Here is a 19345-nt window from a genome sequence, read left to right as displayed (position 1 = left end):
GCCACCTGGATGAACAACCGCGCGTGCGGTGTTAGCCAGCTCGGCTTAGATCCTGCGCCAGTTGATCTATGTTCCCGTTGCGGCGATCAAGCATCGCACCAATTTCGGCTTTCTCCGAAAGCCGCAAGCTGATGCCTTCGATAATCATGTCAAAAAACCGGTTTTGACCTGACTTATCAGAGACAAGAAAATTCACTTCAAACGGCGCTTGGCCGCGCAGAGTGACGCGCGTTTTCACTTCATAGAAGCTTTTGACAGCGCGGCCACCGATTACGTCGACTTTGCCACCCTCAAATTCCTTGAAGCGCTTTCCATATTTGCGCGCAATGTAGCCCTGAAATGCCTTGGTGTAGTTGCGAAGTTGGCTCTTGCTTGCCGTGCGCGCATCTGGTCCCAAAGCCGACCGTGCCAGAATGTTCACGTCCGCATATTTCGCAAAGATCCGTTCGAAATCTTTGATCATTGCGTTTACGGGTTTCCCAGAAGAAATCACCTTGTTGATGTCTGCCACAGCCTGCTCAATCAGAGCAGTGGCCTGCGCCTCATTTATGGCGAGGGCAGGTGTGCTGAATGCGCCAGCGAAGACGGATGCGCCTGCAAGTGAAACAAACGCGCGACGGGAAAGCTTAGAAATCGGCATACGGATCCTCATACGGGTCGAATTCAGGGTCGACATATGTGCTTCCATCTTTGTTTCCAAGTTCGAAGCGGCGGTTCTGTAGATAAAGAATACGTGCTTGCGCATAGCTGTCTGCGCTGTCGTAAAGAATGGAGTCAATTGTTTCGTCATAGTCGTAGCGATTGCCCATTACATTTACAACATACGCGCCGGCGCCGATGTAACGTGTTGGTTCTCTCGTCACTACGAAGAAAGGATCGAGAATAATATCAACGAGTAAGCCATAGGCGTCACGGGTCGTGGATGGTCCAAAGAATGGCAACTCTGTGTACGCACCTTCGCCGGTGCCCCAGACGTGCAAGGTTTCGCCGAAGTCCGTATCATGGCGTTCCATGCCGCCTGCGCTGGCAACGTCGATAAATCCAAAGAGCCCAAACAGAGTGTTCACGGCAAAGCGCGCGACATTGTTGCTGGCATTGCCCACTTCACCCTGAAGGGAGTTGTTGATGAAGTCGTTCGGCAGAGAGAGGTGATCCGCAAAGTTAGAAAATCCTCGGCGCAGCCCTTTGGGAACAATCGTGCCATACCCCGTAGACGCCGGAGAAAGCAGCACTTTGTCGACCGATTTGTTGAAGCTGTGCATGCGCCGATTGGCGGCTTCGTTGGGGTCATTAATGGCCGATGGAGGCTGGCTGGAGGTACTGGTGCAAGCGCTCACCAACAGTGCCAGAGCGACACAAAGAAGTTTGCGCTGTTTTTTAAGAAGGAATTGTGGCAGGAGGATCACGTGTATTTTCTCTTCTATTTACCGACAATGGCACATTTACATTAAGATATAGTCCACGCGTCAGACATACCATGCCTCATCAACGGATCGACGGTATGAATTGTCGCGTGCAGGATGATTCTGAAAGCGTCCATACATGAAACATGTTTGGACTTCGACCCAAAGACAAAAAGACATGAGTTAAGTTGATGCGAACACCTGCTGAAAAACAAGGCGACGAAGAACTCAGAAGCATCCGTCGGCGCAGTCGTTCGCTGTATTGGGCCGTAGGGGTGTTTAGCTTTTTTGTGAACCTGCTGATGCTGACCGGCCCGCTATATATGCTTCAGGTCTATGATAGGGTGCTTGGGAGCGGTTCTGAAGAAACCCTCTTGGCACTTTCATTGCTGGTTGCCTTCTTATTCGCTTTGATGGGGGTGCTGGACTATGTGCGTGGCCGAGTGATGGGGCGTGTTGGCGCCCGGTTTCAGGAAGACTTGGATCAAAGAGTTTTTGATGCGGCTTTGCGCCGTTCAACACTCAAGAAGTCACCTGAGTCACAAACGGCGCTTGCGGATCTGGAATCTGTGCAGCGATTCCTCATATCGCCCGTTCTTACAGCTTTCTTTGATATGCCATGGACGCCGATTTTTTTGATTGGGATCACCTTGTTCCATCCATGGTTGGGAATGTTGGCGATTGGCGGCGGCGCAATCCTAATCACAGCGGCGATTTTGAACCAATGGTCGTCAAAACGACCGCTGGCGCGGGTGAACATGGCGACACATGCGGCATCCCAAATGTCGACGCAGCTTCAGGCCGAAGCGGAGATGGTCAGCGCCCTTGGCATGCGGGAAGCGGCATTTCGGCGTTGGCGCAAGGCGCGCAGCGACTCGCTTGAAGCGACGGTAGCAGCTGCGGATGTTGGTGGTTTCTTTTCAGTCAGCACCAAGACGTTTCGACTGTTTCTGCAATCCGCGATGCTGGGTCTTGGGGCGTATCTTGCGCTCAAAGGGCTGGTGTCTCCCGGGGCTATGATTGCTGGGTCGATCTTGCTTGGCCGTGCCCTGGCGCCGATTGAAATGGCGATAAACCAATGGGCTGTTGTGCAACGGGCACGAAACGGCTGGAACAATCTTGCGTTGCTGCTTGGCGAAGTGCCGGCAGAAGCGCCGCGTACCAAGTTGCCTGTCCCCGCTGCCCGGTTGCGTTTGCAGCAGGTGACAGTAGTGCCGCCCGGCGAAAGCCAAGCCTCATTGCGTATGATCACCTTTGATGTTGCCCCAGGCGAAGCAGTTGGGGTGATCGGATCATCGGGTGCGGGAAAGTCCACGTTGGCGAAAGCCATCACGGGCGTTTGGAAAACCGCAGGTGGCAAAGTGCGCCTCGATGGGGCGGCGCTGGATCAATATGATCCGACAGATCTTGGACGCTATATTGGGTACTTGCCGCAACGCGTGGAGCTCTTTGACGGAACGATTGCTGACAACATCGCGCGATTGGCCGAAACACCAGATCCAAAGAAAGTTGTAGAGGCCGCGCAGAAAGCGGATGCCCACGACATGATTTTGAAGCTGCCGGATGGATATGATACGCAGGTCGCGTCTCATGGGGGACGTTTGTCTGGCGGTCAAATTCAACGTATCGGGCTTGCGCGCGCAATGTATGATGACCCGGTTTTGCTTGTATTGGATGAACCAAACTCCAATCTAGACAACGAAGGCTCCAACGCGCTGAACACGGCCATCCGCAACACAAAGGCCGCTGGCAAGGCGGTTTTGATTATGGCGCACAGGCCCGCAGCTATTCAGGAATGTAATAAGCTGCTTGTGCTTGAGCATGGAGCGCGCCGCGCCTTTGGGCCGCGCGATGAAGTTCTGAAAGATGTTTTGAAAAACTATTCGGACGTGAAAGGCGTGAGCTCGCCAGGAGGTGTCAGATGACAAATCAATCGCGCTGGACGGCACGCAAGCCTCTGACCTATGGATGCATCGCCCTTCTTGTGTTGGTTGGTGGCTTCGGCGCGTGGGCTGTTGGATCAGAACTCGCGGGGGCAATCGTTGCGTCCGGAAGAGTCGAGGTAGATCGCAACCGACAAGTTGTACAACACATTGACGGCGGCGTGATCACCGAGATTGCAGTAGATGAAGGCGACCGTGTGGAGCAGGGTCAGCTGCTCTTGCGCCTTGATGATGCGGACCTCCTTTCTGAGTTGGTTGTGACCGAAGGTGAGCTCTGGGAAGTGATGGCGCGCCGGGGGCGGCTGGAAGCGGAGCGTGATAGCGCGAGTGAAATCATTTTCGATCCTCTTTTGATGGATGCGGGGGCGCAATCCATTGATGTTCTGGGGTTTATGCAAGGGCAAGAGCGCTTGTTTCATGCCCGAACGGACTCTTTGAACAAAAACCTAGAGCAGCTTGGGCGCAGGATCGCGCAGATCGAAAGCCAGATTGAGGGTGTATCCGCACAAAGCACAGCATTGGGGCGCCAACTTGAATTGATCAGAGTCGAGTTGGTGGATCAGCAACAGCTTTTGGAAAAGGGCTTGGCGCAAGCGACACGTGTCTTGGCGCTGCAAAGGGAAGAGGCATCGCTTGCCGGGGAAGTCGGAGAACTCTTGGCGCAGCGTGCGCAATCCGAAGGCCGCATCACCGAAATCGAGATTGAACGGATCAAGTTGGAGACACAGCGCCGTGAAGAGTCGATCGCGACCCTGCGTGATCTGCGCTACCGTGAGCTGGAACTGGCTGAACGGCGCAGGCAATTGCAGCAAAAGCTGGATCGGCTTGCGATACGGGCGCCTGTGTCTGGCGTGGTTTACGGGCTGAGTGTTTATGCATTGCAGTCAGTGATCCGACCTGCGGATCCGCTAATGTTCATCGTGCCACAAGACCGCCCGTTGGTTGCTGCGGTTCAGGTGCCCACCATTCACGTGGATCAGGTTTTCCCGGGTCAGGATGTGGCATTGCGGTTTTCTGCATTTGACCAGCGTACAACACCTGAGCTTGAGGGGTTTGTTGTCCACCTGTCTCCTGATGCATTCCAAAATGAACAAACTGGTGAGTCATTTTATAAAGCGGAGATTGAGTTGGCCGAAGGTGAAGTCGAAAAGCTGCCTTCAGATGTTTCTTTGCTTCCGGGGATGCCAGTCGATGCTTTCTTGCGAACATCAGATCGCTCGCCTCTGACATACCTTACAAAACCGCTGACCGACTATTTCGTGAAAGCCTTCCGTGAGAGCTGATCTGAAAGCCGCTTTCCAAATCAGATCGTTGAAGTTAGCGTCGCGCCATCTTGGCCTTTAGGGAGCAAAATAATGAGCGAGATCGAAGCGAAACTCAGCGAACTTGGTGTCACATTGCCTGATGTAGCGGCGCCTGCTGCAAACTATGTGCCGTATGTGGTTGTGGGAGACATGGTGTATGTGTCTGGCCAGATTTCGCAAAACGCCGAAGGCTTGATTTTGGGCAAAGTTGGCGCCGACTTAGACACTGAGGCAGGCGCCGCAGCAGCAAAAACCTGCGCTATTGGGCTGTTGGCTGCTTTGAAGTCTGCATGTGGTGGCGATATCGATCGTTTGGTGCGTGTTGTGAAGCTGGTGGGTTTTGTGAACTCCACAGCGGACTACACGGAACAACCAAAAGTCATCAACGGTGCGTCTGATTTCTTGGTAGAAGCTCTGGGTGACAAAGGGCGCCACGCGCGCTCTGCAGTGTCTGCGGGCGCATTGCCACTTGGCGTTGCGGTTGAAATCGAGGCGATTTTCCAGATCGCATAAGCAATACTCAATCTAAGGCGCGGCGCAGGGTAAATGCGCCGCGTTTCTTGTTGGGCAGGCGCTGATCAGAAAAAAGTGACGTCCGAAGGTGACACTCGTCTCGTATTGTTGGCAAAGATGGCGAACGTTGCCCTGGCTTACTAAGTGACCATTGTTGAGAGCATCTCGGAGATTGATCGTGGACAGCAAGCAGGTCGAAATTGAAGTACACAGCACACTGCGTGATCTATCTGCTGAAGAATGGGATGCCTGTGCTGATCCGGAACACACCTTCGGTGTGCGCAATTCCAACCCCTTTGTGACTCATAGATTCCTTTCTGCGCTGGAGGAGAGCGGCTCCGTCGGGCCTGGAACAGGATGGCATCCGAGATATCTGACAGTGCGCGGAGAGGATGGCATCGCAGCTGCCGTGCCACTCTATGTAAAAGAGCATTCGCAGGGCGAATATGTGTTCGATCACAACTGGGCACATGCCTATGAACAAGCTGGGGGGCGATATTATCCCAAGTTGCAGTCCGCAGTGCCGTTTACGCCCGTGACTGGGTCGCGCTTTTTGGGGCGCAAAGAATGGCAGGGCAATGCACAGGCCGCCTTGACACAGGCCATGGTCCAAATTGCTGATGACAACAGCCTGAGCAGTGCCCATATCACGTTTTGCACAGCTGAAGAGGCTGAAATCGGCAAACAGTTGGGACTTTCGCATCGCACGGGTCAGCAGTTTCACTGGCTGAACGAGCACTATGGCGATTTTGATGACTTTCTCGCCAAGCTGTCATCCCGCAAACGCAAAAACATCAGAAAAGAACGCGCACGCGCGCAACAATTTGGTGGAGACATTGTCGCCCTAACCGGTAACGACATTCAACCGCAACACTGGGATGCGATGTGGCAGTTCTATCAGGACACAGGTGCGCGCAAATGGGGCACGCCGTATTTGACGCGCGCGTTTTTTGATGTCGTGCATGACACTATGCGTGACGATGTTTTGCTCGTCCTGGCAATTCGCGACGGGCTGCCTGTGGCTGGTGCGATGAATTTCATTGGCCGTGATGCGCTGTTTGGGCGGTATTGGGGCTGTGTGGAGGATCATCCCTGTTTGCACTTTGAGCTGTGCTACTATCAAGCGATGGACTGGGCGATTTCAAATGGCCTAGCTTCGGTGGAGGCTGGCGCGCAAGGAGAGCATAAATTGGCGCGAGGGTATTTGCCGGTCACGACCCACTCGCTTCATTGGATAAGAGATGCAGGATTTCGGGAAGCGGTCGATAAGTTCTTGGTGGCCGAGCGGCAGTCGGTATCGCAGGATGTTGAGGTTTTGACTGCATGGGGACCGTTTAAAAAGACAACGGAGGAGGATCAGCAATGACAGAGCGATTGAGCGAGGCGGCGAGAGATGCCGTGTTGGAGCCACTTCTAGAGAGTGGATGGGCGCTTGATGCGGAGCGAGATGCCCTGAAAAAGACGTTCAAATTCACAAATTTTGTGGAGGCATTCGGCTGGATGACGCGGGCTGCGATTTGGGCAGAGAAGTGGAACCATCATCCAGAATGGTTCAATGTCTACAATCGTGTTGAGGTGGTTTTGACGACCCATGACGTCGGCGGGATTTCAGCGCTGGATGCCAAGCTCGCGCGGAAAATGGACACGCTCTAATAAAACGACCCAATCAAAAATGATTGGGCCGTTTGAACGTCCTTGGCTTAAAGCGCGGACAACATGGATTCACCTGCGCTGATGTCACAGGTGCCGGGGGACTCTTCCACGTTCAGCACCTTCACAATGCCATCTTCGAGAAGCGCGGCATAGCGTTTGGAGCGGTTGACGAAGCCAATTTCTGGGACGGAGAAATCAAGGCCCATAGCCACTGTGAGCGCACCGCTTGGATCGGCCAGCAATGTGACGCCAGCTTCAGCGGCTTGGGTGTTTTTGTCCCACGCGTCCATCACGAACGGGTCGTTGACGGAAAGGCAAATCACTTCGTCGACGCCTTTCTCTTTGAAGGCGTCCATGTTGCGCATGAAGCTTGGCAGATGCGCCGCAGAACATGTGGACGTGAATGCGCCGGGCAGGCCAAATAGAATAACCTTGCGACCAGCGGTCAGGGATTCAACACCGACAGGTTCCGGACCCTCAGCCCCAACCTTCATCAATGTGCCTTCTGGAATTTTGTCACCAACTGAAATTGTCATTGCTTATACTCTTCGTTGCGTTTCCCTGAAATGCGGATATAGGCTCCCATGCGATGGACGCAATGGCCGCGAGGGGAGTGTAACGTGACGCACGTTGTTGTGATAGGCGCTGGTCAGGCCGGTGCGGCCTGTGTGGCAAAGCTGCGCGCGCTAGGATTTGAAGGGCAAATCACACTGGTTGGCGCTGAGAATGTGCCGCCATATCAGCGACCGCCACTTTCAAAAAAATATCTGCTCGGCGAAATGACATTGGAGCGGCTCTATCTGCGCCCCGAAAGCTACTATGCAGAGCAGAACATTGATTTGCGTCTGGGCACGCAAGTGAGCGCAATCGACACGCAGGCGCAAACTGTCACAGCAGATGCTGAGGTCCTGACCTATGATCATCTGGTGCTATCCACAGGAGCGGCGCCAAATAGGCTGCCTGCTGCGATTGGGGGCGACATCGACGGTGTTTATGTTGTGCGCGATCTTAAGGATGTCGATGCCATGGCGCCGGAGTTTGTCGAGGGGCGCCGCGTATTGATTGTCGGCGGTGGCTACATCGGCTTGGAGGCCGCAGCTGTTGCAGCGTCTAGGGGTTTGTCTGTCACGTTGGTGGAGATGTCAGACCGCATTCTTCAGCGTGTCGCCGCGCCGGAGACCTCTGATTTCTTTCGCGACTTACACAGGTCTCGCGGTGTCGAGATTTTGGAAAGTGTAGGGCTCAAGCGTTTGAGTGGTGAAGGTCGTGTTACCGGTGCGGAACTGACTGACGGGACTACGCTGGATGTGGATTTTGTGATCGTTGGCGTGGGTGTGACGCCGAACGTTGGCTTGGCGAAGGCCGCCGGTCTCACTGTCGATAATGGTATCAAAACGGATGCGTTTGGGCGCACGGACGTCGCCGGGGTTTGGTCTGCAGGTGACTGTGCCTCGTTCCCCTACAAAGGGGAGCTGATCCGTCTTGAGAGCGTGCCCAATGCGATTGATCAGGCCGAAGTTGTCGCTGAAAACATTCTGGGCGCAGAAAAGTCCTACGTTGCCAAACCTTGGTTCTGGTCAGATCAATATGACGTTAAGTTGCAGATTGCGGGTCTGAACACGGGCTTTGATCATGTGGTGACACGCGACAATGGCGATGGTGCCAAATCGTTCTGGTACTATCAAGGTGAGACGCTGCTGGCTGTCGACGCGATGAATTCTGCGCGGGACTATATGGTTGGCAAACGTCTGATCGAAGGTGGTAAATCGCCAAGCGCAGAAATGGTTGCGGATATGGCGGTTGAGATCAAGGATCTGATGCGCCTGTGAGGATTATTGCGGGGACATGGCGCGGCACGGCGCTGGCGGCGGTAGGTAAAGGGGACGCGGGCAAACACCTGCGCCCCACGACGGATCGCGTGCGCGAAAGTCTTTTCAATGTCCTGCAAGGGGGCAAATTTGGCGACCCCATCTCTGGCGCACGCGTGCTTGATCTTTTTGCTGGAACGGGCGCGCTTGGACTGGAAGCACTTTCACGTGGCGCCGAGCATGTGACGTTTGTTGATGATGGGCGCGTCTCCGGGCAGCTTATTAAAAGCAATATTCAGAGGTTGAATGCCAAGGCTGATACGCAACTTTTGAAAATTGATGCCACGCGGCTGCGCAAAAATGAGGCCGCGCCCTGTGATCTGGTGTTTCTGGATCCTCCATACGGAAAGGGGCTGGGACAGAGGGCACTTGCTGAGGCGGCCCAACAGGGGTGGCTGGCGGAGGATGCGCTGATCGTGTGGGAAGAAAACGCGCCGCAGCTTGCGCCTGAGGGCTTCGAAATTCTGGATGCGCGAAAGTACGGCGATACGCATGTCACCATGCTGCGTTGGACGGGGGTCTCGTAAGCGCAGTCTGCTTGAGAGAAATCCGATTGGAGGGCAGGCGGCAAACCCCAATAAATCCTGCCGTTGCTATAGACAGCCTCTCCCATCCCTGTTACATCGCGCCAGTCGTGTGGCCTCAGATTCGCTCTGGGGCTGCACCGTTTTTGAACCGGGGACCTTCGGGGCCCTACAAACTTGGCCACCCTAGTAGGGGTTTCTGACGAAACTTTCGGGCGGGGGGCTTTAACATAGCTGGACCAAAGACAAGAACCTAAGGTCTGGCGCGCTATACGGAAGACAGAAAGCATGGCACTCAAGTCGTACAAGCCGACGACGCCGGGCCAGCGTGGGCTGGTGCTGATCGACCGTTCGGAGCTTTGGAAAGGACGTCCTGTCAAAGCCCTCACTGAGGGTCTGACAAAATCGGGCGGCCGGAACAACACCGGACGGATCACCTCGCGTCGTCGTGGTGGTGGGGCGAAACGCCTTTACCGGATCGTTGACTTCAAACGGAACAAATTTGATGTAGCGGCAACCGTTGAGCGGATCGAATACGACCCGAACCGGACCGCATTCATCGCATTGGTCAAATATGACGACGGCGAGCAGGCATATATCCTCGCGCCTCAGCGTCTGGCAGTTGGCGATCAGGTGATCGCGTCTGCAAAGGCCGACATCAAGCCGGGCAACGCAATGCCGTTCTCGGGCATGCCGATCGGTACAATCGTTCACAACATCGAACTGAAACCAGGCAAAGGCGGCCAGATCGCCCGTGCAGCTGGTACCTACGCTCAGTTTGTTGGCCGTGACGGTGGTTACGCTCAGATCCGCTTGTCCTCGGGCGAACTGCGCCTCGTACGTCAGGAATGCATGGCCACCGTTGGTGCCGTGTCCAACCCTGACAACTCCAACCAGAACTTCGGTAAAGCCGGCCGTATGCGCCACAAAGGCAAGCGTCCGAGCGTTCGTGGTGTGGTCATGAACCCGATCGATCACCCTCACGGTGGTGGTGAAGGTCGTACCTCCGGTGGTCGTCACCCAGTGACACCATGGGGTAAGCCGACCAAGGGTGCGCGTACCCGCAACAAAAACAAAGCGTCGCAAAAGCTTATCATCCGCTCGCGTCACGCCAAGAAGAAGGGGCGTTAATAGATGTCTCGCTCTGTATGGAAAGGCCCTTTTGTGGATGCTTACGTGCTTAAAAAAGCCGAAGCAGTTCGCGAATCCGGTCGCAATGAAGTGATCAAAATCTGGTCCCGTCGTTCCACCATCCTGCCCCAGTTCGTGGGTTTGACCTTTGGTGTGTACAACGGCAAGAAACACATCCCTGTCAACGTTACTGAAGACATGATCGGTCAGAAGTTTGGTGAGTATTCGCCAACTCGTACCTATTACGGTCACGCAGCTGACAAAAAAGCGAAACGGAAGTAAGTCATGGGCAAGGTAAAGAACCCCCGCCGCGTGGCTGAAAACGAAGCAATGGCGAAAACCCGCATGCTTCGCACCAGCCCGCAGAAATTGAACCTGGTAGCCGGCATGATCCGCGGCAAGAAAGTTGAGAAGGCTCTGACCGACCTGACTTTCTCCAACAAGCGGATTGCAGCAGACGTGAAGAAATGCCTTCAGTCCGCGATTGCCAACGCCGAAAACAACCACAACCTGGACGTCGACAGCCTGATCGTTGCCGAAGCCTATGTGGGCAAGAACCTGACCATGAAACGCGGCCGTCCGCGCGCCCGTGGTCGTTTCGGCAAGATCATCAAGCCGTTCTCTGAGCTCACCATCAAGGTGCGTCAAGTTGAGGAGCAAGCCTAATGGGTAACAAAGTCAATCCGATTGGCATGCGCCTTCAGGTGAACCGCACCTGGGACAGCCGCTGGTATGCTGACACTAAGGACTACGGTGATCTTCTTCTAGAAGACCTCAAAATCCGTGAGTTCATCAAAAAAGAGTGCAAGCAAGCTGGTGTTGCACGTGTGATCATCGAGCGTCCGCACAAGAAGTGCCGCGTGACCGTTCACACCGCACGTCCTGGCGTGATCATCGGTAAAAAAGGCGCTGACATCGAGACTCTTCGCAAGAAGATCGCAACGATGACTGACTCCGAGCTGCACCTCAACATCGTTGAAGTGCGCAAGCCGGAACTCGACGCTCAGCTGGTTGGCGAGTCCATCGCTCAGCAGCTGGAACGCCGTGTGTCTTTCCGTCGCGCGATGAAGCGTGCCGTTCAGAACGCAATGCGCATGGGCGCCCTGGGTATCCGGGTGAACGTCGCGGGCCGTCTGGGTGGTGCCGAAATCGCACGTACCGAATGGTACCGCGAAGGCCGTGTGCCTCTGCACACCCTGCGTGCTGACATCGATTACGCACATGTGGAAGCGACCACCGCTTACGGGATCATTGGTATCAAAACCTGGATCTTCAAAGGCGAGATCATGGAGCATGATCCACAGGCGCGTGACCGTCGTGCACAAGAAGTCCAGGATGGCCCTGCACCACGTGGTGCCGGTGGTCGTCGCTAAGGGAGACTGATCAATGCTTCAACCAAAGCGTACTAAATTCCGCAAGATGCACAAAGGCCGCATCAAAGGCGAAGCCAAGGGTGGCTCCACCCTGAACTTCGGCTCTTTCGGCCTGAAGGCAACCACACCGGAACGCGTGACAGCTCGCCAGATCGAGGCAGCACGTCGTGCAATGACCCGTCACATGAAACGTCAGGGCCGTGTTTGGATCCGTATCTTCCCAGACACCCCAGTGACCTCGAAGCCTACCGAAGTCCGTATGGGTAAAGGTAAAGGTTCCGTGGACTATTGGGCCTGCAAAGTGAAGCCGGGCCGCGTGATGTTCGAAATCGACGGTGTTGACGAAGACATCGCACGTGAGGCTCTGCGCCTCGCCGCGATGAAACTTCCTGTCAAAACCCGCGTTGTCGTTCGCGAAGACTGGTAAGAGGCTGGTGAGCTGACGCTCTCCTCCTTCACTCAATTGACCCCTCGCTGGAAACAGCGGGGGGTTTCTTTTTGTGTGGTTTACTTTTCGACTGCCAGTCGCACAGAGACTTCGAAAACGGTCTCCGAATTTCAGCAATCGTACTTGGCGCCATCAAAAAAGCCCCGCGCAGTGCGCAGGGCTTTGTTCAGTAAGTCGTCTTGGAGCTAGGGGCGGCGATGCAAACGGAGAGCGCGCAACGCGGCCGTTATGGCCACCCTGCAGCGCGCTTTTTAGGCTGCGTCCCATTCCGCGTCGAGTGTGTCTTCATCCGCAAGCGTTTCTGCTTCTGTTTTTAGCTTGAACCCGGACACTGCTCGCACCAAGTTCTCAGCTTCACCGAGCAATACTTGGCCAGAGGCCGCCGTTTCCTCAAGCATGGCCGCGCTCTTTTGGCTGTCACGGTCCAAGTTTTCGACGGCAGCGTTCACCTCGGCGAGTCCTGTCGACTGATCAACCGCGTTCTCTGCAATCTCATTGACCTTGCCAACCACCTGTTCGACAGCTTGAAGGATTTCACCAAGCGATTTCCCTGTATCATCCATCAGGTTTACGCCGTTAACAACCTCGGTCTGAGAGCTGGAAATCAGGGTGTTGATCTCATGGGCCGCTTCAGATGACCGTTGTGCCAAAGCGCGCACCTCAGAAGCCACCACTGCAAAGCCACGTCCTGCATCTCCTGCACGGGCTGCTTCCACACCGGCGTTAAGCGCCAGCAAATTGGTTTGGAAGGCCACGTCTTCAATCAGCCCCGAGATTTGTGAAATCGCGTCAGAGCTTTCTTTGATGCGCTGAATGGCTTCTACAGTTTGATCTGCAACGGACCGAGTGGCCTCTGCTTTCTTCTGAGCATTGTTCACATGGCTGCGCGCTTCTTGCGCGCTTTGTGCTGTGCTGTTGACGGTTTCTGCGACGGTTTGCAGTGACGAAGACGTCTCTTCCAAAGACGCGGCTGAAATTTCACCACGGCGAGATGCATCATCAACGGAGTGAGAGATTTCCTTGGAAGTTCGATTCAGGACGTTCGAAGAAGAGGACAGCTGGCGAACCATGCCGTCCAAGCTTGAAGTGAGATGGGTGAGCGTCTCTGAAATGTCCTTGAACACGCCTTTCTGACCTTGAGGCATCTCATGGGTCAGATCGCCGGTTGAGAGGATTTCCAGCGCTTCTTTCACATCGCCCAGTCCGTTCTCCGCAACTTCGCCAATTGCGTTAACGCCTCTTCCGAGTTCCGCAAATGTACCCGTAGCGTCGCCAATATCAATACGGTCAGAAAAATCACCTTCTGCACAGGCGTCAATCACACGAGACATCTGCTGCGTGATGTCATGTTTGATCCGTTCTTCATCTTGGAAATTGGTGACGGCATTTGCGATCGCACCGATTTCTCGGATGAACGACCTTGGAGGTTCAGCGGTGAAGTCCCCTTCCATCATTTTCTTCAGTACTGCATCGGTTTTCTTAAGTGGGCGAGAGATTGCACGCGCCAAGAAAACTGCGAAGAGCACAAAGACAATAGAGCCGATAATGCCTGCCAATTGTGTCACCTGCTGGGCCAAGGCGCTAATGCGCTCGCTCTCGGCCAGCTTTTTGGTGAGTTCATTGTGTGCCGCAGCTTTGAATTGCGCCATAACAGGCTCAGCGTCAGAAAAACGGGCGGACATTTCGAGACGCTTTTCAGATTCCATCAAGCGCGTATTCACGTATTCGGTGAAGCTTGTCAGGTAGATATCAAGTTTCTCGTGTAGGTCCGGAATGACGGCTGGATCGTCATAGAAAAACTCCGGGAATCCTTTGAACTCTTGGATGAGCTGTTTGATTGTAGCAAGCTCAGCTGCGTCCGGTTCCAATCTAAACTGCTTAGCATGCAGCTGAATCGTAAGCAGTTTTGCATGCAAAATCGGAATAGAGACGCCGGCAACCTCTGCCTCTACTGCCGCAATTGCATCTGCGAGCGTTTTGCGAATGCCTTCTTTTTCACTCAACCCGAGCTTCTGCTTCAGGCTGACCATTTCAAGGAAAGACTGTTCATACGCAGAGACTGCAGTGCCAAGCAGGGGAACAAGGGTCGCAAACTCCGCCATTTCAGGAATTTCAGGCACGATCTGCTCGATCATTTCAAACTCAGATTTCAACGAAACCATCGTTTGTGCATGGCGGTCTATATATTTCTCAGCTTCACGTAGGAGCAGATCTTTTTCGGAGCGTCTGGCCATTAGAAATTCGACCTGAAGATTGGCGGTGGCGATATTGAGCTCTTCAATGTCTTCCAAGTCGCTCTGCATCTTGTCGCGCATGATATGAGAGTAGTAAGAGGTGGCACCAAGCCCACCCATAACGCCCAATGCGAGCACGATGATCGAAATGATAGCAGCGGTGATCGTTATTTTAGGTTTCATTGGTTCGCGGCCTACTTGTTTGCGTTTCGATGCGAGAATTAGGCATGTCTGGTTAACAGAAGGTACCCAAGCGCGAACCCACAACGCGCTGCCTCAGATAGTGCAATCAAACCAGCGGGTTGCGCACTCAGAGAAGGAAAGAGAATATGTCTACAATTGAATCTTTGTTTGTGACGCGGCTTTACCGCGCGCGTCTCGCAGAGTTTGGTAAGCCAATAGACACGGATGAGTTGGAAAACTCTTGTTTTTCTATCGCTGAAGATGATGAGGCGGGACAAGACTGGTGTGAAGCCAATGCCTACCCAGGTTACACGTCCTACGCTTCGCTTACTGATTTGCCTTGGCGGTTTCCAATATTTGCGGATGTCGTTGAAGCGCTCGATCAGCACGTTGCGGCCTTTGCAAAAGACTTGGAGTTTAATCTTGATGGCCGGGCTCTTAAGCTTGAAGATATCTGGATAAACATTCTGCCAGAGGGCGGAATGCATGCGTCTCATATCCATCCTCATTCTGTCATTAGCGGTACGACCTATGTGTCCATGCCAGAAGGCGCGAGCGCGTTGAAGCTGGAAGATCCAAGGTCAGGTCGCATGATGGCGGCCCCAGTACGCGAAAAGGAGGCGCGGCGGGAGTTGCGGCCTTTTATTTATGTGAAGCCTGATGTGGGGGATGTGCTGCTTTGGGAAAGCTGGCTGCGCCATGAAGTTCCGATGAATATGTCGGAAGAAGAACGGGTTAGCGTGAGCTTCAACTACATTTGGGAATGACCCTAATCCCAAAACAGGCTGCGGTATTGCGTCGGTAATACGTCGGTTTTGCAGCTGTATCGCGGAGGTGGATCGTCGGTCCTGCGCGATATCGCCTTTCACCTCGAACGTTTGAGGTGAAAGGCTCAAGGGCACTTGCGCGCATAGAGCCATATGATGCCACACGCAGACTCCGCTGGTGCATCAGCGTCACCTGTGTAACAAGCGCGCCCGATTGCATTCCGGTGAGACCCATAACCCTGCGCTGCGCGTGTGAGAGCCGAGGAACCGGCCGCATGTTTCAGGCATGCGCGCCGATTCATCCGTTTGAATGGTCGGTTTTCAAGGGTTTGTTTTGCTGTGTGTGCGGAGTCTCTGGGCAGTGACATCCAAAAAGGGGAGTTTTATGTCAGAACAAGAAACCGACTACGAGGTTGGTCAGGACAATGTGCAGGTAATGGGGTTGGACGTACACAATCCTGTGTTTGCAGTTTCAGGATTGACGATCGTTGCTTTCGTCTTTTTTTCCTTGGTGTTCCATGAACAAGCAGCCGCATTTTTCGGTTGGCTGCGCCCGACGTTGACCAGCAATTTCGACTGGGTCTTCATGATCGCTTGCAACATGTTTGTTGTGTTCTCTTTGTTCTTGGTCGTGTCGCCTTATGGCAAGATTCGCCTTGGTGGAGAGGATGCCAAACCGGATTATAGCTACGCGGGCTGGATTGCGATGCTGTTCGCAGCTGGCATGGGCATTGGTCTGGTCTTCTGGGGCGTTGCGGAGCCGATTTCACACTATGGCTCGTCCCTTGGGGGTACAGCCGTGGGAGAGAACGGCTTGCGTACCGACTGGGCGCCACTTGGTGCCGCGGCTGGCGACGTAGACGCGGCCCGTGATCTTGCTATGGCCGCAACCATTTTCCATTGGGGGCTGCACCCATGGGCGGTTTATGCGGTGGTGGCTTTGGGGCTGGCGTTCTTTAGCTTCAACCGTGGGCTGCCGCTGACCATGCGCTCGGTGTTTTACCCACTTCTTGGGGAGCGGACATGGGGGCCATTGGGCCACATCATTGATATCCTTGCTGTGTTTGCAACGATCTTTGGTCTGGCGACATCGCTGGGTTTGGGGGCAAGTCAGGCACTGGCTGGATTGAACTACCTCTTTGATGTGCCAATCAGCGATGGCATGAGCGTGCTATTGATTATCGCCATCACAGCATTTGCTTTGGTATCGGTGATTGCAGGGTTGGACAAAGGCGTTAAACGTCTGTCTGAGGTCAACATGATCCTGGCGGCTGTCTTGTTGGTACTGGTCCTCATCGTGGGTCCAACTGCCGCGATTATCTCCGGCTTTTTCTCTGGCCTTGTCGACTATGCTGTGGCGTTGCCTGCCCTGTCCAACTGGGTCGGTCGTGAGGATACCAATTTCATGCAAGGCTGGACGGCCTTCTATTGGGCTTGGTGGATTTCCTGGTCGCCCTTCGTTGGGATGTTCATTGCACGGATTTCACGGGGTCGGACCATTCGCGAATTCATCATCTGCGTGATCTTCATTCCGACTTTGGTTGGCGCGCTTTGGATGAATGTCTTTGGCGTGGCGGCTTTGGAGCAAGTCGCAAGCGGTACAGCGCAGGCGCTCTCTGATGCGGCGCTGGAGCTAAAGATGTTCAAGATGTTTGAAGCTTTCCCAATGACCGGGTTGCTGTCGTTTATCGGCATTGTTCTGGTGGTTGTGTTCTTTGTGACATCTTCTGACTCTGGTTCGCTTGTGATCGACACGATCACTGCGGGTGGCAAGACAGACGCACCAACGGCACAGCGGGTGTTCTGGTGCATTCTGGAAGGCGCGATTGCGATTGTGCTGCTTCTGGGAGGCGGACTTGGCGCACTGCAGGCGGCATCTATCGCAACGGGTTTCCCGTTTGCCATTGTTCTGATGCTGATGTGCGTGTCGGTGATGATTGGCCTCGTGCGAGAACGCCGCCGTCGCTGAACTGTTCGACAGTAAAGAAAAAACGCCGCCCCTTGTGGGCGGCGTTTGCGTTTCAGCGTTCTGCTGTCACCAGTTTTAATGCGAGAGCAATAAAGACGACCCCTGCAATACGGTTGAGCCAGATTTGGGCGGTGGGCGAATTCTTGAGCCAATCGCCAAGCCAACCAGCCGCCAGGGCGACGGAGCCAAACACCAAGAGTGTGGCGATGATCATTAGAAAGCCGAGCTGATAAAACTGCGCCACCATAGGCCCGTTTGCGGGGTCCACGAATTGCGGCAGGAAGGCGAGAAAGAAGATTGTTACCTTTGGGTTTGCGATATTCATGATCAGACCGCGCGTATATTGTTTGGCGGTCGTCTCTGGGGCGGGGGCGTCGCCATCAAGATTGGATTTCGCAGCGGTGAAGGCTTTGAACGCCAGATACGCCAGGTAGGCCGCACCGATGTATTTCAGAATGGCGAAAGCCACTTGAGAGGTCTGAAAGATCACGGCCACGCCGAGCGCCACGGCTGTTGTGTGAAAAATCAACCCGCTGGCAAGGCCCAATGTGACGGTAAGGCCCGCTACGCGGCCATGTAGCGCCGATTGCGTGAGCACAAAGATATTGTCTGGTCCCGGTACAAGCGCGAGGGCGACAGCGGCGCCCATGAACAGGATCATTACGTCTACGGGTATCATGTCTTTCCTCCCAAAGTGTGCGCGGTGGCCGTAAGGCTGCACGCGTTTGTCGAGAAGGTGTAGGGGAGATGGAAAGGGGAGGGAAGGGGCAGGGGGGCGAAGGCTTCTGAGGATTACGCTATCTTAGGTGCACGTTTCGCGTTTATCCTAGCGCGAGGGTATCGCGCCTCAATGAGAAAGATGGATGGAACCAAGGCGGCGGTGTGCGGTCTGGCGCTGCGCTCGTTTCTCTGACCCAGCTAATTTTGGCGTCTCTTTGAGACCGATCAACCTTGTGCGCTAAGTTTCCCTTGCCATCCTGACCACGCACCCGTATAGAGCGCCATCTCATGGATTCCGTGACTGCGGGATTCGTGTGTTCGTCATATGTCCATCAGACAAAAGGGTCACCCCGCACATACTCGGGCGCCCTCTGATGTATGAGAAAGGAAAAGGCGATGAACGCCAAAGAACTGCGTGATAAGACGCCGGATCAGCTGCGCGAGGAGCTGGCCAATCTTAAGAAAGAATCGTTCAACCTGCGTTTCCAACAGGCCACTGGCCAGCTGGAAAACTCCGCTCAGATCCGTGCCGCGCGTCGTAACGCAGCACGTGTGAAGACGATCCTGAACGAAAAAGCCGCGTCGGCAGCAGAGTAAGAGGAGCTAGATAGATGCCCAAACGTATCCTGACTGGCACCGTGACCTCCGATGCCAATGCCCAAACCATTACCGTGTCTGTTGAGCGTCGCTTCACACACCCGGTTCTGAAGAAGACCATTCGTAAGTCCAAGAAATACCGGGCTCACGATGAGAACAACGCCTACAAAGTAGGTGACTCTGTTCGCATCATCGAATGCGCACCGCGTTCGAAAACCAAACGCTGGGAAGTTTTGGAAGCCTAAGAGTCTCACCTCGAGACTCCTGGCGACTAGACTTTACAGTTAGTCGAAACCCTGGGGGATACCAGCACGCATCGCTGCCCCATAGGTCGGGAGAAACCACATGATCCAGATGCAAACCAATCTGGATGTTGCTGACAACTCCGGCGCTCGCCGAGTTCAGTGCATCAAGGTTCTGGGTGGCTCCAAGCGTAAATACGCATCCGTAGGCGACATCATCGTTGTCTCGGTTAAGGAAGCCATTCCACGTGGTCGCGTTAAAAAAGGTGACGTCCGTAAGGCCGTTGTCGTACGCACCGCTAAAGAAGTCCGTCGTGAAGATGGCACCGCGATCCGTTTCGATCGCAACGCAGCTGTTATTCTGAACAACAACAACGAGCCAGTGGGTACACGTATCTTTGGCCCAGTTGTTCGTGAACTGCGCGCCAAGAACTTCATGAAGATCATCTCGCTCGCGCCGGAGGTGCTGTAAG

At 54.3% G+C, this 19345-nt stretch carries 22 protein-coding genes; 17 read left to right on the top strand and 5 right to left on the bottom strand.

The features are described from left to right. Positions 1 to 31: 31 nt before the first annotated feature. Positions 32 to 640 (bottom strand): MlaC/ttg2D family ABC transporter substrate-binding protein, encoded by a 609-nt coding sequence (locus tag PJL69_RS07075; protein WP_271309041.1) that lies wholly within the window; start codon positions 638 to 640, stop codon positions 32 to 34. After that, positions 627 to 1406 (bottom strand): MlaA family lipoprotein, encoded by a 780-nt coding sequence (locus tag PJL69_RS07070; protein ID WP_271309040.1) that lies wholly within the window; start codon positions 1404 to 1406, stop codon positions 627 to 629. Before PJL69_RS07070 ends, PJL69_RS07075 begins: the two co-directional genes overlap by 14 nt. A gap of 188 nt (positions 1407 to 1594) precedes the next feature. Here PJL69_RS07070 and PJL69_RS07065 point away from each other — a divergent pair, with 188 nt between their 5' ends. From PJL69_RS07065 to PJL69_RS07045, 5 genes are all read left to right on the top strand, one after another. Next, positions 1595 to 3328, top strand: a complete 1734-nt coding sequence (locus PJL69_RS07065) for a type I secretion system permease/ATPase (RefSeq protein ID WP_271309039.1) — start codon at positions 1595 to 1597, stop codon at positions 3326 to 3328. Continuing rightward, on the top strand, positions 3325 to 4629 hold the full coding sequence (locus PJL69_RS07060; protein WP_271309038.1) for an HlyD family type I secretion periplasmic adaptor subunit: 1305 nt from the start codon (positions 3325 to 3327) through the stop codon (positions 4627 to 4629). Before PJL69_RS07065 ends, PJL69_RS07060 begins: the two co-directional genes overlap by 4 nt. A gap of 72 nt (positions 4630 to 4701) precedes the next feature. Beyond that, on the top strand, positions 4702 to 5163 hold the full coding sequence (locus PJL69_RS07055; RefSeq protein ID WP_209096800.1) for a RidA family protein: 462 nt from the start codon (positions 4702 to 4704) through the stop codon (positions 5161 to 5163). 178 nt (positions 5164 to 5341) lie between these two features. Then, positions 5342 to 6529, top strand: coding sequence for a GNAT family N-acetyltransferase (locus tag PJL69_RS07050; protein WP_271309037.1), 1188 nt, complete (start codon positions 5342 to 5344; stop codon positions 6527 to 6529). Next, on the top strand, positions 6526 to 6816 hold the full coding sequence (locus PJL69_RS07045; protein ID WP_271309036.1) for a 4a-hydroxytetrahydrobiopterin dehydratase: 291 nt from the start codon (positions 6526 to 6528) through the stop codon (positions 6814 to 6816). Before PJL69_RS07050 ends, PJL69_RS07045 begins: the two co-directional genes overlap by 4 nt. 47 nt (positions 6817 to 6863) lie before the next feature. Here the strand turns inward: PJL69_RS07045 and PJL69_RS07040 are convergent, their stop codons facing one another. Then, positions 6864 to 7352: a peroxiredoxin gene (locus PJL69_RS07040; RefSeq protein WP_271309035.1), complete on the bottom strand. Its 489-nt coding sequence runs from the start codon at positions 7350 to 7352 to the stop codon at positions 6864 to 6866. 84 nt (positions 7353 to 7436) lie between these two features. On the opposite strand from PJL69_RS07040, the gene PJL69_RS07035 reads away from it, so the two are divergent. The 7 genes from PJL69_RS07035 (at position 7437) to rplP (ending at position 12139) form a co-directional block, all read left to right on the top strand. Beyond that, positions 7437 to 8645 (top strand): NAD(P)/FAD-dependent oxidoreductase, encoded by a 1209-nt coding sequence (locus tag PJL69_RS07035; RefSeq protein ID WP_271309034.1) that lies wholly within the window; start codon positions 7437 to 7439, stop codon positions 8643 to 8645. After that, entirely contained in the window at positions 8642 to 9211 is a 570-nt protein-coding gene (rsmD, locus tag PJL69_RS07030) for a 16S rRNA (guanine(966)-N(2))-methyltransferase RsmD (RefSeq protein ID WP_271309033.1), read from the top strand. Before PJL69_RS07035 ends, rsmD begins: the two co-directional genes overlap by 4 nt. A gap of 285 nt (positions 9212 to 9496) precedes the next feature. Further along, a complete protein-coding gene (gene rplB, locus PJL69_RS07025; RefSeq protein WP_132862190.1) occupies positions 9497 to 10339 on the top strand; it encodes a 50S ribosomal protein L2 in 843 nt (280 codons plus the stop codon). Positions 10340 to 10342: 3 nt separating this feature from the next. After that, entirely contained in the window at positions 10343 to 10621 is a 279-nt protein-coding gene (gene rpsS, locus PJL69_RS07020) for a 30S ribosomal protein S19 (RefSeq protein WP_058238275.1), read from the top strand. Between the two features lie 3 nt (positions 10622 to 10624). Then, positions 10625 to 11005, top strand: coding sequence for a 50S ribosomal protein L22 (rplV, locus tag PJL69_RS07015; RefSeq protein ID WP_058238276.1), 381 nt, complete (start codon positions 10625 to 10627; stop codon positions 11003 to 11005). Continuing rightward, positions 11005 to 11712: a 30S ribosomal protein S3 gene (gene rpsC, locus PJL69_RS07010; RefSeq protein WP_209064818.1), complete on the top strand. Its 708-nt coding sequence runs from the start codon at positions 11005 to 11007 to the stop codon at positions 11710 to 11712. The genes rplV and rpsC overlap by 1 nt, the downstream gene beginning before the upstream one ends. A gap of 13 nt (positions 11713 to 11725) precedes the next feature. Further along, the gene (gene rplP / locus PJL69_RS07005) at positions 11726 to 12139 is read left to right on the top strand and encodes a 50S ribosomal protein L16 (RefSeq protein WP_209064820.1); all 414 of its coding nucleotides are present in this window, start codon (positions 11726 to 11728) and stop codon (positions 12137 to 12139) included. A 272-nt stretch (positions 12140 to 12411) separates the two neighbouring features. Here the strand turns inward: rplP and PJL69_RS07000 are convergent, their stop codons facing one another. Next, positions 12412 to 14577: a methyl-accepting chemotaxis protein gene (locus PJL69_RS07000; RefSeq protein WP_271309032.1), complete on the bottom strand. Its 2166-nt coding sequence runs from the start codon at positions 14575 to 14577 to the stop codon at positions 12412 to 12414. 146 nt (positions 14578 to 14723) lie between these two features. Between PJL69_RS07000 and PJL69_RS06995 the strand changes: the two genes are divergently transcribed. Both PJL69_RS06995 and PJL69_RS06990 read left to right on the top strand, forming a co-directional pair. After that, positions 14724 to 15344 carry a 2OG-Fe(II) oxygenase family protein gene (locus PJL69_RS06995; RefSeq protein ID WP_271309031.1) on the top strand — a complete coding sequence of 207 codons (621 nt, stop codon included), beginning with the start codon at positions 14724 to 14726 and terminating at the stop codon, positions 15342 to 15344. A gap of 385 nt (positions 15345 to 15729) precedes the next feature. Then, entirely contained in the window at positions 15730 to 17313 is a 1584-nt protein-coding gene (locus tag PJL69_RS06990) for a BCCT family transporter (protein WP_271309030.1), read from the top strand. A gap of 52 nt (positions 17314 to 17365) precedes the next feature. Here the strand turns inward: PJL69_RS06990 and PJL69_RS06985 are convergent, their stop codons facing one another. After that, positions 17366 to 17992, bottom strand: coding sequence for a LysE family translocator (locus tag PJL69_RS06985; protein ID WP_271309029.1), 627 nt, complete (start codon positions 17990 to 17992; stop codon positions 17366 to 17368). A gap of 437 nt (positions 17993 to 18429) precedes the next feature. Here PJL69_RS06985 and rpmC point away from each other — a divergent pair, with 437 nt between their 5' ends. The 3 genes from rpmC to rplN all read left to right on the top strand — a co-directional run bounded on the left by rpmC (position 18430) and on the right by rplN (position 19344). Further along, on the top strand, positions 18430 to 18630 hold the full coding sequence (gene rpmC, locus PJL69_RS06980) for a 50S ribosomal protein L29 (protein ID WP_209096788.1): 201 nt from the start codon (positions 18430 to 18432) through the stop codon (positions 18628 to 18630). A 14-nt stretch (positions 18631 to 18644) separates the two neighbouring features. Next, complete coding sequence (gene rpsQ / locus PJL69_RS06975) at positions 18645 to 18875, top strand: 30S ribosomal protein S17 (RefSeq protein WP_209064841.1); 231 nt, start codon at positions 18645 to 18647, stop codon at positions 18873 to 18875. Positions 18876 to 18975: 100 nt separating this feature from the next. Continuing rightward, positions 18976 to 19344, top strand: coding sequence for a 50S ribosomal protein L14 (gene rplN / locus PJL69_RS06970; protein WP_005621870.1), 369 nt, complete (start codon positions 18976 to 18978; stop codon positions 19342 to 19344). The last annotated feature ends 1 nt before the right edge of the window (position 19345 follow it).

The organism is Shimia sp. MMG029, from assembly GCF_027947445.1.
GTDB lineage: Bacteria > Pseudomonadota > Alphaproteobacteria > Rhodobacterales > Rhodobacteraceae > Shimia.
Note: the sequence above shows the minus strand (reverse complement) of the source record. Positions and strands in the feature narration are given on the sequence as shown.

Bases quoted from the DNA above. Each gene is read 5' to 3' on its own strand.
- rpsC (WP_209064818.1), top strand. From the start codon at position 11,005: ATGGGTAACAAAGTCAATCCGATTGGCATGCGCCTTCAGGTGAACCGC.
- rplN (WP_005621870.1), top strand. From the start codon at position 18,976: ATGATCCAGATGCAAACCAATCTGGATGTTGCTGACAACTCCGGCGCT.
- rplB (WP_132862190.1), top strand. From the start codon at position 9,497: ATGGCACTCAAGTCGTACAAGCCGACGACGCCGGGCCAGCGTGGGCTG.
- PJL69_RS07060 (WP_271309038.1), top strand. From the start codon at position 3,325: ATGACAAATCAATCGCGCTGGACGGCACGCAAGCCTCTGACCTATGGA.
- PJL69_RS06985 (WP_271309029.1), bottom strand. From the start codon at position 17,992: ATGATACCCGTAGACGTAATGATCCTGTTCATGGGCGCCGCTGTCGCC.
- PJL69_RS07000 (WP_271309032.1), bottom strand. From the start codon at position 14,577: ATGAAACCTAAAATAACGATCACCGCTGCTATCATTTCGATCATCGTG.
- PJL69_RS06990 (WP_271309030.1), top strand. From the start codon at position 15,730: ATGTCAGAACAAGAAACCGACTACGAGGTTGGTCAGGACAATGTGCAG.
- PJL69_RS07065 (WP_271309039.1), top strand. From the start codon at position 1,595: ATGCGAACACCTGCTGAAAAACAAGGCGACGAAGAACTCAGAAGCATC.
- PJL69_RS07045 (WP_271309036.1), top strand. From the start codon at position 6,526: ATGACAGAGCGATTGAGCGAGGCGGCGAGAGATGCCGTGTTGGAGCCA.
- PJL69_RS07040 (WP_271309035.1), bottom strand. From the start codon at position 7,352: ATGACAATTTCAGTTGGTGACAAAATTCCAGAAGGCACATTGATGAAG.
- rpmC (WP_209096788.1), top strand. From the start codon at position 18,430: ATGAACGCCAAAGAACTGCGTGATAAGACGCCGGATCAGCTGCGCGAG.
- PJL69_RS07075 (WP_271309041.1), bottom strand. From the start codon at position 640: ATGCCGATTTCTAAGCTTTCCCGTCGCGCGTTTGTTTCACTTGCAGGC.
- rpsS (WP_058238275.1), top strand. From the start codon at position 10,343: ATGTCTCGCTCTGTATGGAAAGGCCCTTTTGTGGATGCTTACGTGCTT.
- rplV (WP_058238276.1), top strand. From the start codon at position 10,625: ATGGGCAAGGTAAAGAACCCCCGCCGCGTGGCTGAAAACGAAGCAATG.
- rplP (WP_209064820.1), top strand. From the start codon at position 11,726: ATGCTTCAACCAAAGCGTACTAAATTCCGCAAGATGCACAAAGGCCGC.
- PJL69_RS06995 (WP_271309031.1), top strand. From the start codon at position 14,724: ATGTCTACAATTGAATCTTTGTTTGTGACGCGGCTTTACCGCGCGCGT.
- PJL69_RS07055 (WP_209096800.1), top strand. From the start codon at position 4,702: ATGAGCGAGATCGAAGCGAAACTCAGCGAACTTGGTGTCACATTGCCT.
- rpsQ (WP_209064841.1), top strand. From the start codon at position 18,645: ATGCCCAAACGTATCCTGACTGGCACCGTGACCTCCGATGCCAATGCC.